This is a genomic window from Nonomuraea sp. NPDC052265, from assembly GCF_044547985.1.
Taxonomy (GTDB): domain Bacteria; phylum Actinomycetota; class Actinomycetes; order Streptosporangiales; family Streptosporangiaceae; genus Nonomuraea.
Genome location: NZ_JBIUBJ010000018.1, coordinates 123541 through 136989, shown reverse-complemented (window position 1 = coordinate 136989; position 13449 = coordinate 123541). Strand labels below are relative to the sequence as shown.

At 70.0% G+C, this 13449-nt stretch carries 13 protein-coding genes; 4 read left to right on the top strand and 9 right to left on the bottom strand.

The features are described from left to right. The first annotated feature begins 5 nt into the window (after positions 1-5). Together ACIHAD_RS37640 and ACIHAD_RS37635 are read left to right on the top strand one after the other, a co-directional pair. The gene (locus ACIHAD_RS37640) at positions 6-1553 is read left to right on the top strand and encodes a CotH kinase family protein (RefSeq protein ID WP_397359507.1); all 1548 of its coding nucleotides are present in this window, start codon (positions 6-8) and stop codon (positions 1551-1553) included. Positions 1554-1858: 305 nt separating this feature from the next. Further along, entirely contained in the window at positions 1859-3013 is a 1155-nt protein-coding gene (locus ACIHAD_RS37635; protein WP_397359506.1) for a VLRF1 family aeRF1-type release factor, read from the top strand. Positions 3014-3089: 76 nt separating this feature from the next. Here the strand turns inward: ACIHAD_RS37635 and ACIHAD_RS37630 are convergent, their stop codons facing one another. The 5 genes from ACIHAD_RS37630 to ACIHAD_RS37610 all read right to left on the bottom strand — a co-directional run bounded on the left by ACIHAD_RS37630 (position 3090) and on the right by ACIHAD_RS37610 (position 6403). Further along, complete coding sequence (locus tag ACIHAD_RS37630) at positions 3090-3746, bottom strand: MarC family protein (protein WP_397359505.1); 657 nt, start codon at positions 3744-3746, stop codon at positions 3090-3092. Between the two features lie 126 nt (positions 3747-3872). Continuing rightward, positions 3873-4136 carry a hypothetical protein gene (locus ACIHAD_RS37625; RefSeq protein ID WP_397359504.1) on the bottom strand — a complete coding sequence of 88 codons (264 nt, stop codon included), beginning with the start codon at positions 4134-4136 and terminating at the stop codon, positions 3873-3875. 14 nt (positions 4137-4150) lie between these two features. Beyond that, positions 4151-4375 carry a threonine/serine exporter family protein gene (locus ACIHAD_RS37620; RefSeq protein ID WP_397359503.1) on the bottom strand — a complete coding sequence of 75 codons (225 nt, stop codon included), beginning with the start codon at positions 4373-4375 and terminating at the stop codon, positions 4151-4153. A 21-nt stretch (positions 4376-4396) separates the two neighbouring features. After that, complete coding sequence (locus ACIHAD_RS37615) at positions 4397-5656, bottom strand: arginine deiminase (protein WP_397359502.1); 1260 nt, start codon at positions 5654-5656, stop codon at positions 4397-4399. A 270-nt stretch (positions 5657-5926) separates the two neighbouring features. Then, the gene (locus tag ACIHAD_RS37610) at positions 5927-6403 is read right to left on the bottom strand and encodes a hypothetical protein (RefSeq protein ID WP_397359501.1); all 477 of its coding nucleotides are present in this window, start codon (positions 6401-6403) and stop codon (positions 5927-5929) included. Positions 6404-6513: 110 nt separating this feature from the next. Between ACIHAD_RS37610 and ACIHAD_RS37605 the strand changes: the two genes are divergently transcribed. Further along, positions 6514-7029: a hypothetical protein gene (locus ACIHAD_RS37605; protein WP_397359500.1), complete on the top strand. Its 516-nt coding sequence runs from the start codon at positions 6514-6516 to the stop codon at positions 7027-7029. 117 nt (positions 7030-7146) lie between these two features. On the opposite strand, the gene ACIHAD_RS37600 is transcribed toward ACIHAD_RS37605, so the two are convergent. Both ACIHAD_RS37600 and ACIHAD_RS37595 read right to left on the bottom strand, forming a co-directional pair. Beyond that, positions 7147-7530: a VOC family protein gene (locus ACIHAD_RS37600; RefSeq protein ID WP_397359499.1), complete on the bottom strand. Its 384-nt coding sequence runs from the start codon at positions 7528-7530 to the stop codon at positions 7147-7149. Between the two features lie 336 nt (positions 7531-7866). Continuing rightward, on the bottom strand, positions 7867-8337 hold the full coding sequence (locus ACIHAD_RS37595) for a zinc-binding dehydrogenase (protein ID WP_397359498.1): 471 nt from the start codon (positions 8335-8337) through the stop codon (positions 7867-7869). Positions 8338-9009: 672 nt separating this feature from the next. On the opposite strand from ACIHAD_RS37595, the gene ACIHAD_RS37590 reads away from it, so the two are divergent. Then, positions 9010-9996, top strand: a complete 987-nt coding sequence (locus tag ACIHAD_RS37590) for an FUSC family protein (protein WP_397359497.1) — start codon at positions 9010-9012, stop codon at positions 9994-9996. On the opposite strand, the gene ACIHAD_RS37585 is transcribed toward ACIHAD_RS37590, so the two are convergent. Further along, a complete protein-coding gene (locus tag ACIHAD_RS37585) occupies positions 9982-11340 on the bottom strand; it encodes an extracellular solute-binding protein (RefSeq protein ID WP_397359496.1) in 1359 nt (452 codons plus the stop codon). The genes ACIHAD_RS37590 and ACIHAD_RS37585 overlap by 15 nt on opposite strands. Then, positions 11340-13337, bottom strand: coding sequence for a vWA domain-containing protein (locus ACIHAD_RS37580; RefSeq protein ID WP_397359495.1), 1998 nt, complete (start codon positions 13335-13337; stop codon positions 11340-11342). The genes ACIHAD_RS37585 and ACIHAD_RS37580 overlap by 1 nt, the downstream gene beginning before the upstream one ends. Positions 13338-13449: the final 112 nt, after the last annotated feature.

Below are 13449 nucleotides of genomic sequence, written 5' to 3'. Positions count from 1 at the left end.
GGCCCATGGCGCAATCCAAGCAGCTCAAGCACCGCGTCCCCGTCAAACTCCGGCAGAACTGGAAGCTGGTCGCGCTGTGCGCGGCGTTCCTGGCCGGCTGCTGGGGCGTGTTCGGCAGCGGGACGATCCGTCCGTACGTCACCACCGCCCAGGCCGCCGAGGCCAGGACCGTCACCACGAACCTGACCGGCGCCAAGAACCTGTTCGACGCCTCCACGGCGCACGAGGTGAAGCTCACCTTCACCGACGAGGCCTACGAGGACATGCTGAGCGAGTACTTCAAGGACGGCGAGAAGAAGTACGTCGAAGCCGACCTGACCATCGACGGCACCCGCGTCCCCAGCGTCGGCGTACGGCTCAAGGGCAACTCCACTCTGCAAGGACTGACCTGGAAGGGGCAGTCCAAACAGCGGGCCGTGCCCGGCGGAGGCCCGCGGCCGGAAGGCATGCCCGAGGGCGGGGCGGGTCCGCCCGGAGGCGGCATGTTCGGTTCGTCCCTGAAGGCGGAGGAGCCGGAGAACCTGCCGTGGCTGATCAGCTTCGACGAGTTCGTGGACGGCCGCCGCTACCAGGGGCACAGCCAGGTGGCCGTGCGGCCCGCCGCGATGGGCTCGACGACCATGCTGAACGAGGCCCTGGGCATCGCGCTGGTCGGAGCCTCCGGCGAGCCGACCCAGCGCTCGGCCTACAGCTCCTTCACCGTCAACGGCCGCTCCTCGACGCCGCGCCTGGTGGTGGAGTACCTGGACGAGGGCTACGCGGAGGGCCTGGGCGACGGCGTGCTGTACAAGTCGCTGGCCGGCGGCACGTTCACCTACAAGGGTGAGGACCAGACCGGGTACACCACCGACTTCAAGCAGGTCAACAAGGTCGGCGGCAAGGACCTTCAGCCAGTCATCGGCCTGGTCGAATGGGTGGACGAAGCCTCCGACGCCGAGTTCGCGCAGGGCCTCGCCGACCGCGTGGACGTGACGTCGTTCGCCCGCTACCTGGCCCTGCAGCACATCATGGTCAACTTCGACGACATGGCCGGCCCCGGCAAGAACTACTACCTGTGGTACGAGACGGGCACCAAGAAGTTCAAGGTCATCACCTGGGACCTCAACCTGGCCTTCAGCGGCGACGCCAAGAGCGGGGTGAACGACACGATCGGCATGGGCGGCCTCGGCCAGGGACGTCCCCGGCAACAGGGACAGCAGCAAGGTCAGCAGCCCCCGCAGCAGGGCCGGCCGCCTCAGGACGTCACCCCGCCCGAAGGCGGCGGCCCGGAGCGTCCGGGCGGCGGCATGATGCGCATGGGCCACCCCCTGAAGGAGAAGTTCCTCAAGAACGCCGCCTTCAAGAAGCTCTACGAGGAGCAGTACCGCGCCCTGTACACCGAGCTGCTGGGCGACGGCACGGCCTCCGGCCTGCTCGACGACCTCGTCGCCGCCTACAAGCGCAACGACGGGGCCGACACCGCCAGGGTCGACGCCGAGGCGCAGACCCTGCGCACGTTCCTGCGGACCCGGACCGAGACCCTGAGCTCCGACAAGGCGATCACCGGCGCCTGACACGTACGCGGTGCCGGGTTCCCAGGCCAGGCCCAGGAGAACCCGGCACCGGCCTGACCGATGTCACGACCGCCGCTCCAGTCGTGAACGAAGCCGATCAGCCCCACGACGCGGCCGCCGGCGATGACGGCGCCGTCGTTTGGGCCGTGAGACACGATCCTTACCGGTACCCCTCTTTCCGGTTACCTTCCACCTCGTTTCGTGAAACGGCCTCTGCTCCTGAACGCGCCGCGCCTTGACCAAGTCTGTGTAAATGTCCGGCGGCAGTGGGATGCACGGCATTCGACGCGGAAAGGAAGCCCAGCGTGGAAAACGACCAGGCCTTCCTACGCGAGCTCGTGACCTTGAAGGATGAGGTGGGCGTCGTGTCGTTGTACACGACCGCCGACCCGACGGAAGAGGCCTCGGCCCGGCCCGCCTGGGGCATCCGTCTGCGCAATGAGCTCGGCGCCATCCGGGAGCAGGTCGCCTCGTGGCCGGACAGGGACCGCCGCGCCGCCGTACTGTCCCGCTTGGAGGCACTGGAGCCGGACATCCGCGACCTGGTCGACGCGGCCGAGTCGGGGCTCGGGCGGGCGCTGTTCGCCGCCGTGAGCGACGAGGACGTTCGCAAGGTCTCGCTCCAGGTGCCCGTCCAGGACTGCGCGGTGCTGGAGTCGACGGCGTACGTGCGGCCGCTGGTCACCGCCATGGCCACCAGCGCGCCCGCCGGGCTCGTGCTGGTCTCGCGCGAGGGGGTGCGGCTCATCGACCACCGGTACGGTGCGGCCGAGGATGTCACCCGGATCGCCTTCGACCTGAACACCGAGGACTGGCGCCAGATGCGCGGCCCCGGCCCCGGCGGAACGACGCAGACCGACTCCACGCAGGTCGACAGGTACCAGCGGCGAATCGACGACCACCTCAGGCGGTTCCTGAACGGGGTCGCACCTGAGGTCCGGCATCGAGCAGAAGCGCTGTCGTGGACGGACGTACTGCTGGTCGGCGATCCGGCCCTCACCGAGATCCTGGCCGGAGCGCTGCACTCGACGCAGGTCGTCCAGGTGGACACCATCGTGGACACGCAGTCGGCGTCGGAGGCGGCCGAGCATGTGGCTGCCGAGCTGGCCGCCGCCCGCGAGCGACGGGACGCGGCGCTGGTGACCCGGGCGCGGGACGCGGCGTTGTCCGGCGGGAAGGGCGTGCTCGGCCTCAACCAGACGCTCGCCCTGCTGAACGAGGGCCGGGTGGACCATCTCCTCCTCGACGAGAACGGCCGCTGGAGCGGGTTCCGGGGAGCCGACGGCTTCCTCTACGACGAGCAGACTCCGCGGTCCATGGTGCTGGAGCAGGAGCCTGACCTCGGCGAACGCATGATCGAGGCGGCCCTGGACAACGGAGCCCGCATCACCGTCCTCGGCACGGAGGCCGCCGAGCCGCTGACCCCGTACAAGGGGGTCGCCGCCCTGCTCCGCTGGTGAGGCCACGAGCCGGCCGGCACCGCGACAGGGTGCCCCGGCTCAGGATGAACAGCCGCGCGGCAGAGACGAACCGGGATCAGCCCCGAAGGCGGTCGGAAACGAGATCGGTGAAACCGTTCGCCAGAAGGATGACGGCGATGGCCGTGAGCAGGATGCCGGCGATGCGATCCAGCAGCATGGCGCCCTTCAGGGAGATGCGCCGTTGCACATGCCCGGCAGCGTAAATGGTGGTTCCCGTGACGGCGGCGAAAGCGGCTGCGGCCAGCGACAGGAAAGCCTTGTCCAGGAGGGTCGCGGCGGAGGCGGACGCGGCGACGGCAAAGGCGAAGGTGGTCCCTCCGACGGTGAGCGGAAAGGTCACCGGCGTGAACAGCACGGACTTCACGTTCTCCGGCGCGGCCGCCTGCGGCTCCTCATCGGGCGGCTCTTTGTCGAGTTCTTCGACGACACCCGCCTTGCCCAGCATCAACGGGATGGCGGCGAAGGCCAGGGCGATGCCTCCGGTGGCGGTGAGGGCGGCTGTGCTGATGCCGAGGAGTTCCAGGAGCGGCTCGCCGACCCAGAGCGCGAGGAGTACGAACACGACGACATTGAGCGCAAGCCCCACGGCCAGGCGCAGGACCTGCCCCTGGTCGAAGGGCCGCACGATCGGCAGGTAGGAGGCGAGCGCCGCGACCGGACTGTAGAGGCCGAACAGGGCCAGGAACAGCAGCAGTGCCGGGTGGCTGCTCATCGGACGCCCTCGTGCCGACATTCGTCGTTCAGGCTCACCATGACCCCCGGTCGTCCGAAAAGCACTCAAAGCGTTTATATAGTTACCCAATGTAACAATAGGCGAATCGGGTGGATCGACGGCAGATCAATAGCCCCTGGTACGGCGGGCGGCCGGGCGGATCCGCCGGGTCACGTCGCGACGACGCAGAGCACGCAGCACGTCGATCCCCAAGATCACACTCGCTCCGATGCCCAACGCCGCCGACAACGCCTCGACGAGATAGCGTGAGCCGCCCTGCACGTCGCCCAGGCTCAGCTTCAACCTCCCGCGATACAGCAGCACCCCGGCCTTGACGGCGACGGCCAGCATGGTGCCGATTCCGGAGATGACCGCCGCCAGTGCCACCACCGGACCACCGCCGCTCAGCGGTGACCGGCAGGCGGCCGTCGTCCGGAACGAGCGACAGCGTCAGCGCCGACAGGGTTCACATCCGCCTCGATCCGGCGCAGGCCGTACGCTCGCGTGATCGCCGGCATCGTTGCCGTAACGCGTTCGGTCCCCTCGCCGTTGGCGAGCAGCAACTCTCCCACCCGCAGCGCCAGGCTCACGGCGCGGTTGGCGTCGGCGTCGGAGACGGCCTCGCTCACCTCCTTGACCGGCCGCGCTGCTCAGATGGCGTCGCGTTCGATAGGACAGGTCATGCATCGGGCGCCGCCGCGACCCTTACCCAGCTCGAAGCCCTCTATCTCCAGCACTTCGACGCCGTGGTCGCGCAGCTTGCGGTTGGTGAAAACGTTCTTGTGGTAGCCGATCACGACGCCGGGCGCCACGGCGAAGAAATTGTTGCCCGAGTCCCACTGCTCGCGGGTCATCTGGTAATCGTCGCCGCCGGTCGGGATGACCTCCAGGCGGGTCAGCCCGAGCGCGTCCTGCAACGCGGCGACGAAGCTCGCGTCGCGGTGCACCTCCACCGTCCCCTCCTTGTCGCCTGGACGCAGCGAATAAGTGGTGGCCGTGTCCAGGAACGGCGGATAGGCGGTGGCCTTGTCGACGTCCAGGAAGGTGAAGACCGTGTCCAAATGCATGTAGGAACGGCTCTTGGGAACGTGGACCGCGATGATCCGGTCGGCCGCGCCCGCCGCGAACATCGAGACCGCAATGTGCTCGATGGTACGGGCGTTGGTGCGCTCGCTCATTCCGATCGCCACCGTGCTGTTCCCGATGGGCATCATGTCGCCGCCCTCCATGGCGGCCATGCCGTAGGACTCCTCGTTGAAACGCTCGTCCTCGCCGGCGTACGGATACCAGAAGGCGAAGTCCTCATGGGCAAACATCGGATGGTAGTGGTAGATGACCGACTGGTTGATCGTCTCCAGCAGGCGGGCATGGTAGAACATCGGGTTCAGCGAGACCCCGCCGTACAACCAGGCCGACGGGTCGCGCTGGTAGAGCGAGTTGGGCAGCGGCGGCAAGATGAACGAGCGCGGGTCCGCCGAGGCCGCGACCAGGGAGTGAACGTCCAGGTCGGCGATGCCGAACTCCTCTTTGGTCAGCCCGCCGATCAGGTGCCTGGCCAGCTTCTCGCCACTCCAACCGGCCAGCGTCTCACGAACGACGTCGACCAGCGACGGCCCGACGGTCAGGTGCGTGACGGTCTGCTCGATGGCGTGCTGCTTGGCCTCGAAGTCCGCGTCCAGCGCCTGGGCCAGCAGTTGCTGGTGGTAGAACACCTCCACACCATGCTCGCGCATCACCGCGACGAAGGCGTCGTGCTCCAGTTGCGCCTGCTCGACCCAGAGGATGTCATCGAACAGCAGCTCTTCCATATTCTTGGGAGTGAGTCGGTGGAAGCTGAGCTCAGGTCTGTGCACGATGACCTTACGCAGCGTGCCGACCTCGGACCATACTCCCAGCAGCTGATCGGTCATCGCCCATCCCCCGTTTCGGCGCAGAGCCGGATACTTCCTCCGGAAGCAGGCGTCAATCGGGGTTTGACGAAGCTTTACCGCAGGTGAGGGCTCTCCTCGAGGGGCAGACAAGATAAGCCGGAAAGGGACGGTGGGCAGATCACCGGAGTGTGGCCCTGTGGGGGGACTACGTCCTGGGGAAACGGTGACTGCGGCGGTTGAGGGGGTCGTTTTGGCGGCTTGAGCTGCAACCGAACGGAAAACGGCATTAGTGGGTCGGGTCAGGCGGAGTTATCGCCGCCCTGGGGCCTCCCGCGCTGATGTGACACATAACGTTGCCGAGTCGGCTCCGGTCCGCCCGATGGCGGGCTGGGCGTCTTCCCGGCACGGCAGGCAGTGGGACAGGTAATACGAATTCTGTGTCACAGGAAAGGCGGAAGGTAAGGCTTCAGTCTTGCGCAGACGCTCGCGTGACAAGCCCAGGTTGCCAGGCCGCCAGGGCCACGCTCCCTGTCGGCACAGGCTGCGCTCGGCGGTCGTGATCAGCGTCTTTGCGACCTCATCGACGGATGGGGTTCGGCCGGTGTACAGCAGGTCGAAGCTGTCGAAGCTCGTCAGCAGCCAGAGCAAGTCGGCGGCCTGGTCGGCGGTGACGTCCGGACGTAGCACCCCCTGATCGGCCAGGCGCTGCGCGAGGTAGGCCATTCCGCTGGATCGGCCTTGCTCCATCCGCTGGACCGCCCCACCGACCGCGTCGGCGTCGAGCAAGGCGGCCTCGCCCGGGCCGCGCCACGGGTGCTCTTGGGCGGCGGGTAGGGCAACCGGCCGGGCCGGACGACCTCGCCCTCCGTGGCCGCCGTCGCGAGCGCGGGGGCTCGATGTACCTGGTCACGCGGTACCTCCAGCTCGTCGAAGGGCTCACACCCTTCGACGCGGGGCTCTGGATGGGACCACCGGCGCTGGCGATGTTCGCCGCCGCCATCGGTGGCCCCCTGGTCGCCCGGCGCTTCCGCCCCGGCTCGGTCATGGGCGCCGCCCTCACGAGCGTCGCCGACGCCTACACCGCCCGCATCCGCGACATCATCGACACCCCCGGCGACAAGCTCAACGGCCTGGCACACCTCATCGCCGAGTCCGCCGGTCCCGGGCGTGAACGCGCCCTGGCCGAACGCGAGCCGGCAACCCTGGCCGCCCGCCGCTCCGCACTGCGACCCGTGGCACGCCGCTGGCGGGAGAACATCGCCGAACTCGCCACTACGCTGACCGACGACCCTGCCGCCATCGCCGCCCTCGTCGCGGCCTCCGACGGACTGTGCACCGCACTCCTCCTCGACAACGCCCCCGCCGACCCTGATCACATCCAAGCCGTCCTGCAACGAGCCGTCCGCAACTGACCCGCTGGGGGCCGTACGGCCCGCGGCCCGGAAACGGCCTGTCGCCAGGCCCGCGCCCTGGTGTCGACGCCGAGGTGGCTGCTCACCTCGACGGGACGCCTCATCGCGACCTCGGGATCAGCCGGATTCCGCGAGCAGATGCACGACACCGGCCGGGTTCTTGATCCAGTGGGTTCTGGAATCGAGACCCTCCAGGGGCTCGACCTCGTCACACGGGTGGATACCGCTGTCGGCCAGTTTGGCCGTTGCCGCGTCCAGGTCATCGGTGTGCAGTTGCAGCCACAGGTCGGGCCGGCTGTAGTTGTCGACACAGTCCAGCCAGAGCGTATTGGGCCCGAACCGCACCGAATGAGTTCTCGACACGGTCGGAGCGTAGGAGACGTCGTCCTCCTTGACGTCGAAGCCCAGAGTGTCGCGGTAGAAGGCCACGGTGGCCTCGTACTGCGCCTTGGGGATCTTCATGGCGATGTTCAGGCCGGCTGTGAATTCAGGCTTGTTCATGGTTCTTGACTCCTTCGTTTGGGTGACGTCCAGCGCGCAGGGTGAAGTCCACAAGCGTCTGGGGGTGCGTCACTCTCTGGGAGGCCGTCCCAACGGAAGAACGCTCCGCCTCCGAGCCGAACCGCCGCAAGAGCCTTCGGCAGGCCCACACCCGCTCGGCGGGGTGCCGCAGCACCACCACACGTTCGATCGCGTCCGAACCCATGCCTCCCCTTTTGCAACCTGTAGGTTGCCATTTATCGCAACCTACAGGTTGCGATCGTCGCCCACAAGCCCCGTCCCGGCCGCACGCATCGAGGCGACTGCCGCAAAGCGGGCTTCTGTCGCAGAAGGGCTTCACGCCATGCGGAGGATGACCTTGCCGGTGGTGCAGCGGTTGGTCAGGGCGGTGAGGGCGGTCGCGGCCTGGTCGAGAGGGTACTCGGCGCCCAGCATGGGGTGGATGCGTCCCGAGGCGGTCAGGGCGAGCAGGTCGTGGAGCGGCGCGGCGGCACGGCTGCCGGGCAGGCGCAGGTGGGCGCCCAGCCAGTGGCCGCCGACGGCGATGTTGCGCTCGCTGAGGACCCCGGGGTCGATGGGGGCGGCAACGCGGCGACCGTCCGGGGCACGGCCGACGACCTCGCCGCCGGGGATGAACGGCAGTCGTGGCGGCAAGTAGGTGCCGCGCAGGCGTTCGGCGTCGGCGAAGTTGAGACCGGCGGCCTCGACGTCGAGGAGGGTTTGGCCGGGGCCCGGCACCGGGTCGGGAAGGTAGGCGGGGGTCAGGACATCGGGTCCGCCCAGGCGTTCTGCAACCATTGCTCTCATGCCGTAGACGCTAGGAGCCGCACGGTTGCGCAGGTAGCGGGTGGGATTTCTGGATAAGGCGGAATGTATGAGGGTTTTTCATACTTGGTTGCCGACCACAGCTTCACAGGCGCTTCGGGCGGGACGGGACGCGGACGGCCGGCGGACGGGACGCTGTGCGGTCCTGATCGAGGAATAGTTCGAGCAAAGGCGGTTCGCGGTCCGTTTCGGGGCGGGCTCGGCCGATCACTTTCCCGGGAGGGAGAGAGGTCTACTGATGCCGCCACGTTCGAGCACCCGGGGTTTCGTGCACGCCGAGGTCCACCGGGCACGGTTCGTCCGCCTCGGCGCCGCGACGGTCCAGCGGTACGCCCGCACCGCCTGCCGCGACGTCTCGGTCACCGGCCCGGCGGGGTGCAGCGGAGTCCGTACCGCGCCCCAAGAGGCGCGCCGACCTTCGGAGCGGGGATCCCCGGCTGCCCGCCCGCCCCTGGAGGGGCCATGGGCCGCAGGCCGACGCCCGGCACAGCCCGCTCCCGTCCGGCACGCACTCTCCGCTCCCGCCGGACATACGCCCTCCGCCCCAATCCCATGCGCGCCCTCCGCCCCAATCCCACGCGCGCCCTCCGCTTCCATCCCACCGGCACCCTTCGCCCTCGTCCGGCGGGCATTCTGATCCGGCTTCTGCGGTGGGTGTTCCGGCGGTTCGACCGGGCCTGGGAGTTGTTGCGGCCCGAGGGCGAGCCGGACGTGCCGGCCGGGCTCGTGGCGGGCGTGTCGATCATGCTGCCGCTGCTGGCCGGAACCGCGCTGGGGCAGACCGCGTACGGCGCCGCCATGTCGTTGGCCACCACCCTCATGCTCTACCCCGCGCCCTTCCGCCTGCTCCCGCTCATGCTCGTCCGAACCGCGGCGGTCACCTGCGCGGGCGTGTTCGCCTGGCTCTCGACCGGCCATCCCTGGCTGCTGGCGGCGGGCGTGACCGCGGCGGCCGTCGCCGGAGCGTTGTGGCCGCTCCTGGGGACGACGGGCGCGCTGGCGGCCCTTCTCATAGCGATCATGGGAACTCCCGCCACGACCGGACGGGCGTTGATCGCGCTGCCGGGCACGGTCCAGCTGGCGGGGGCGGTGTGGGGAGCGGCCGTCGTCCTCGTGCTCGGGCGTTTGTCGGCGACCGGTCTGCCGCCCGAGCCGTTTCCCCGCCGGCGGCGGCACGCGGCCCGGCTCGGGGTCCTCGTCGGGGCGTCCATGTCGCTCATGGCCGTGCTCGGCCTGCACGTCGCCGAGGGCCACTGGCTGGTCACGTCGATCCTCAACACCCTGCAGCCCACCACGGAGGCCACCGGCACGCGCTACGCCAAGCGCCTGCTGGGCAACGTGCTCGGCAGCGGGATCACGGCGCTCATCCTGCTCGGCCATCCGTCGGCGGTGGTCACCGCCCTGTGCGTGGGGGGCGCGGGCGTGCTGGCGCACACCTACCGGGCGGCGAACTACACGTACTGGTCGATCTGGATGCCCATGATGCTCCTGCTGCTGAGCGACTTCAGCCGTCCGGAACCCTGGGACGCCTCCCTGATCAAGATGGCCATGAACGTCGTCGGCGGCCTGGCGGCCGTCCTGGGCGCCCGGTGGTTGTGGCCCGCGCCCGGCGCGGGGCGCGACGGTTCAGCTGGAGCCTGAGCAGGCGTTCTGGTCCGTGGGACGGCCGTTCAGGGCGTCGCGGAGGGCGGCGGCGAAGGCCGGGTAGTCGATCGGCGGGGCGTCCGGGCCCTTCAGGACCGCCTGGCGGACGCAGCTCCGGAACACCTCGCTGAAGGCCGGATAGTAGGGGGAGGCGGGCCGGGTGACGGTGTCCTGGAGACCGGCGTGGATGGCCCCGGCCAGCGCGCTCAGTTCCCGGGGGCCGACGGTGTCGCCGGGCGGGTCCGTGGTCGTCTTCCGGCAGGCCGTCGGCCGGTCGCGGAACTCGGCGTACACGGCCTCGATCACCGGGGGATAGCCGCCGCAGGCGAACAGCCTGCTCTGGCGCCTCTGCTCGGTCAGGAACCGGATGAGCTCCATCGCCTCCTTCGCGTGCGGGGAGTCCTTGGCGATGGCCAGGTTGAAGCCGCCCAGGGTGCCGTGCGTGGGGAACTTGCCGACCTTGAAGCGCAGGGTCCCGGGGGTGGGGTGCAGGGCGGGGCCGGCGGCCAGCTCGTGGAAGGAGAACGCCCAGTCGCGCAGGTAGCCGACGTCCGGCCGGCGGAACTCGCGCATGCTCGTACGCTCCTGAAGGGCCGCGTAGTCCGGACGGTCCTCCAGGACGGCGCGGGTCATCGCGCTCCAACGTTCCAGCGCCGAGCGCGCCTTGTCCGCGTTGTCCTGCTCGTCCAGCACCACGCGGTCGCCCCGCATGATCCGGCCGCCGCCGGAGAGCATCGCCTCCAGCAGGTTGACCGTTCCGCCTTCGTAGTCGTCGAGCTGGGCGGCGTAGCGGTGCCGGGAGGCCAGGCCCAGGAACTCGTCGAGGGTGCGGGGGTAGGGCAGGTCCGACTTGTAGTACAGCAGCGGGACGTTGGTGCCGAAGGGGACGGCGTACTGGGTGCCGTCCACCTCGCCGGTGCGCAGGGCCTGCGGCACGAACGCCGCGCGCTCCTCCTGGGTGAGCGAGGTCTCCCGCAGGAAGCCGTTGCGGGCGAACTCCGGCACCCAGGCCACGTCCATGACCAGGACGTCGTACGCGCATCGGCCCGCCTGGGCCGCGGTGACCATCTCCTTGCGCTCGTCGTCGGTGGTCTCGCCCATCTCCACCAGCGTCACCCGGGGCTGGTGGTGGGCGTTCCATTCGTCGAACAGCTCGCGCCGGTAGGTGCTGGCGCTGATGTCGTCGCCGGCCGCCACCCGCAGCCCTTGCTGGAGGTGGGGCGGGCACACGCGGTCCGACCGGGCGGTGCGGTCGGCCACCAGCAGGTACGCCAGCAGGCACACCGTCACCAGGAACGCGACGCCCGCCACCACCCGCTCGGCGACCGGCCGGCCGGCCATCAGGGCCGCCCTCTGATCGCCGAGATCAGGTTGCGCAAGGCGTCCTCCAGGTTGTTGTGGGCCACGGCGGTGCAGGTCACCCCTCCGGCGGGGACGGGCCCCGGTCCGAGTCCGGGCGGGCAGGCGGCGTCGCCGACCACGAGGACGTGCACGTCCAGGACGGTGTCCGCGTCGCGCGCCGCCCGCTCGACGGCTCGCGCCACCTTGTCGTCGTCCTTCTCGTCGGACCTGAAGGGGCCGCCGTCGGTGATCACGACGACCGGCCTGCCGGGCGGGTCGAGCTCGTGGCCGAGGTCACTCAACGCCTGCGAGATCGGCGCGTCCCTGGCGCCGCGCGGCACCTCGGCCAGGCGGGACAGCAGCCGGTCCCAGTCCCGCCGGTGGTAGACCTCGGGATCGAACCTGACCACCCGCCCGCCGTCTTCGGGACGGTGGAACAGGCTCACCGACAGCCGGTCGTCATTGCCCAGCGAGCCGCGTACGGCCGAGAGCGCGTCCCGGATCCTGGCCAGCAGCGAGGACGGCGACTCCGCCATCGAACCCGAGCCGTCCAGCGCCACCTGGACGCTCACCGACGGCAGCTTGGCGTCGATCCGCTCACGGACCTCGCCCAGGTCGTCCTGCGTCGCCCTGCCGAACGGGCCGGGGTGCGTGTCGAGCGGCCGCGTCCGGGCCAGCCAGCCCGCCAGGTCGCGTACGGCTTCCATGCGCGTGGACACGTCCCCCGGCCAGCTCACCCCGTAGACCGGATGGGTGATGAGGGTGCCTGCCTCGGGTTTGACGTCCATGAGGGCGTCGCCGCCGCTCAGCGGACTGCCCGGACAGGGGGTCGAGCCCGGCAGACCTGCATTGAGGTCCACGACGGCACGGGACGGCACGAGGAAGGCGAGGTCGTCGCGCTCGCCCTCCGGCCCCTTGCGGAACCGGCACAAGGTCTCCGCGACGGTGCCACCGAGACCTGCGCTGCGGGCGATCTCCCTGCCGCTGTCGGTGTCCACGACCCGCGCGGCGGCGACCAGCCCGGCGACCGACAGGCTCGGCTCGGGGTAGGTCAGGCGCATCCGCTGCCTGCGCCGGGCGGCCGCCAGCGCCACGTCGAGACCGCGGCCGGGACCGCGGGCGGGCAGGATCTGGTTGAGTACGCCGTAACGGGAGCTCGACACCGCCAGGGTCAGCCGATCGGCGCCCGCGTCGCCCAGGGGCTCGATCCGCACGGGCGCGGCCCGCGCCTTGTCGTCCCCGCCGAACACCAGGCCGATCTCCGCCGCCGTGGTCGCCACCCACAGGTCGGGACGCGGCGTGAGCAGCCGCGTGTACGGGTCGCCGTTCTGGTTGTAGCCGTCCCGCTGCCAGTCGTTCTCGAAGCCGTAGGCCAGCTCCTCGACGGAGGCCTCCGGATAAACCGAGACGCGGTGCAACGCGCAACCGCGCTCCGACCGGCTCCTGACGAACTCCTCGGCGCTGAGCCGCAGCGCGCTCACGTTCTCCGGCGCCGTCATGACGGTCAGCTCCTGCGGGGAGTCGCACTGCCCGAGGCCCAGCCGCCGGTACGCCCACACGCCGCCCGCGCCCACCGCGACCACGCACGCCCCCGCGACGGCGGCCAGGTAGGCCGCCAGCAGCAGCCGGGCCACGCGGTTGAGGCGCAGCGCCCGCGCGGCCCGGCGCAGGCCTTGGGGCATTTTCCGCCAGATCCACCGCCAGAGGCGGGCGCCCCGCTCGGCGGCGGCGACCCGGACCCGTGCCGGGCTCAGCCTCGAAGCGGCCCAGATCGTCAGGAAGACCACCCCGGTGAGCAGCGACACCCCGACGTAGTAGCCGCCGGGCATCTGCTCCACGAATGCGGTGAAATCCGTCCAAACCCGGGTGACGATCACACCCGCCAAAGTGCTCAGCACCGTCTCGACCACGATGGCACGCGGGTGGTCCTGGCGCGGCGGCGGGCTGTCGCCCTCACCGTCGTGCGAGTTGTCTTCACGCGAACGTAATGACGGCATGGGGGGCTTCCGTAGGGACCAGTGAAAACGTACTGAAATCGGTGGACGGGGGCCAGTGGCGATTGGGGATCGTAGCCGCCCGGCTCCCCAAGTGTGGCGGTAATGCTCGTTC

Bases quoted from the DNA above. Each gene is read 5' to 3' on its own strand.
- ACIHAD_RS37640 (WP_397359507.1), top strand. From the start codon at position 6: ATGGCGCAATCCAAGCAGCTCAAGCACCGCGTCCCCGTCAAACTCCGG.
- ACIHAD_RS37630 (WP_397359505.1), bottom strand. From the start codon at position 3,746: ATGAGCAGCCACCCGGCACTGCTGCTGTTCCTGGCCCTGTTCGGCCTC.
- ACIHAD_RS37615 (WP_397359502.1), bottom strand. From the start codon at position 5,656: ATGACCGATCAGCTGCTGGGAGTATGGTCCGAGGTCGGCACGCTGCGT.
- ACIHAD_RS37605 (WP_397359500.1), top strand. From the start codon at position 6,514: ATGTACCTGGTCACGCGGTACCTCCAGCTCGTCGAAGGGCTCACACCC.
- ACIHAD_RS37600 (WP_397359499.1), bottom strand. From the start codon at position 7,530: ATGAACAAGCCTGAATTCACAGCCGGCCTGAACATCGCCATGAAGATC.
- ACIHAD_RS37595 (WP_397359498.1), bottom strand. From the start codon at position 8,337: ATGAGAGCAATGGTTGCAGAACGCCTGGGCGGACCCGATGTCCTGACC.
- ACIHAD_RS37585 (WP_397359496.1), bottom strand. From the start codon at position 11,340: ATGGCCGGCCGGCCGGTCGCCGAGCGGGTGGTGGCGGGCGTCGCGTTC.
- ACIHAD_RS37580 (WP_397359495.1), bottom strand. From the start codon at position 13,337: ATGCCGTCATTACGTTCGCGTGAAGACAACTCGCACGACGGTGAGGGC.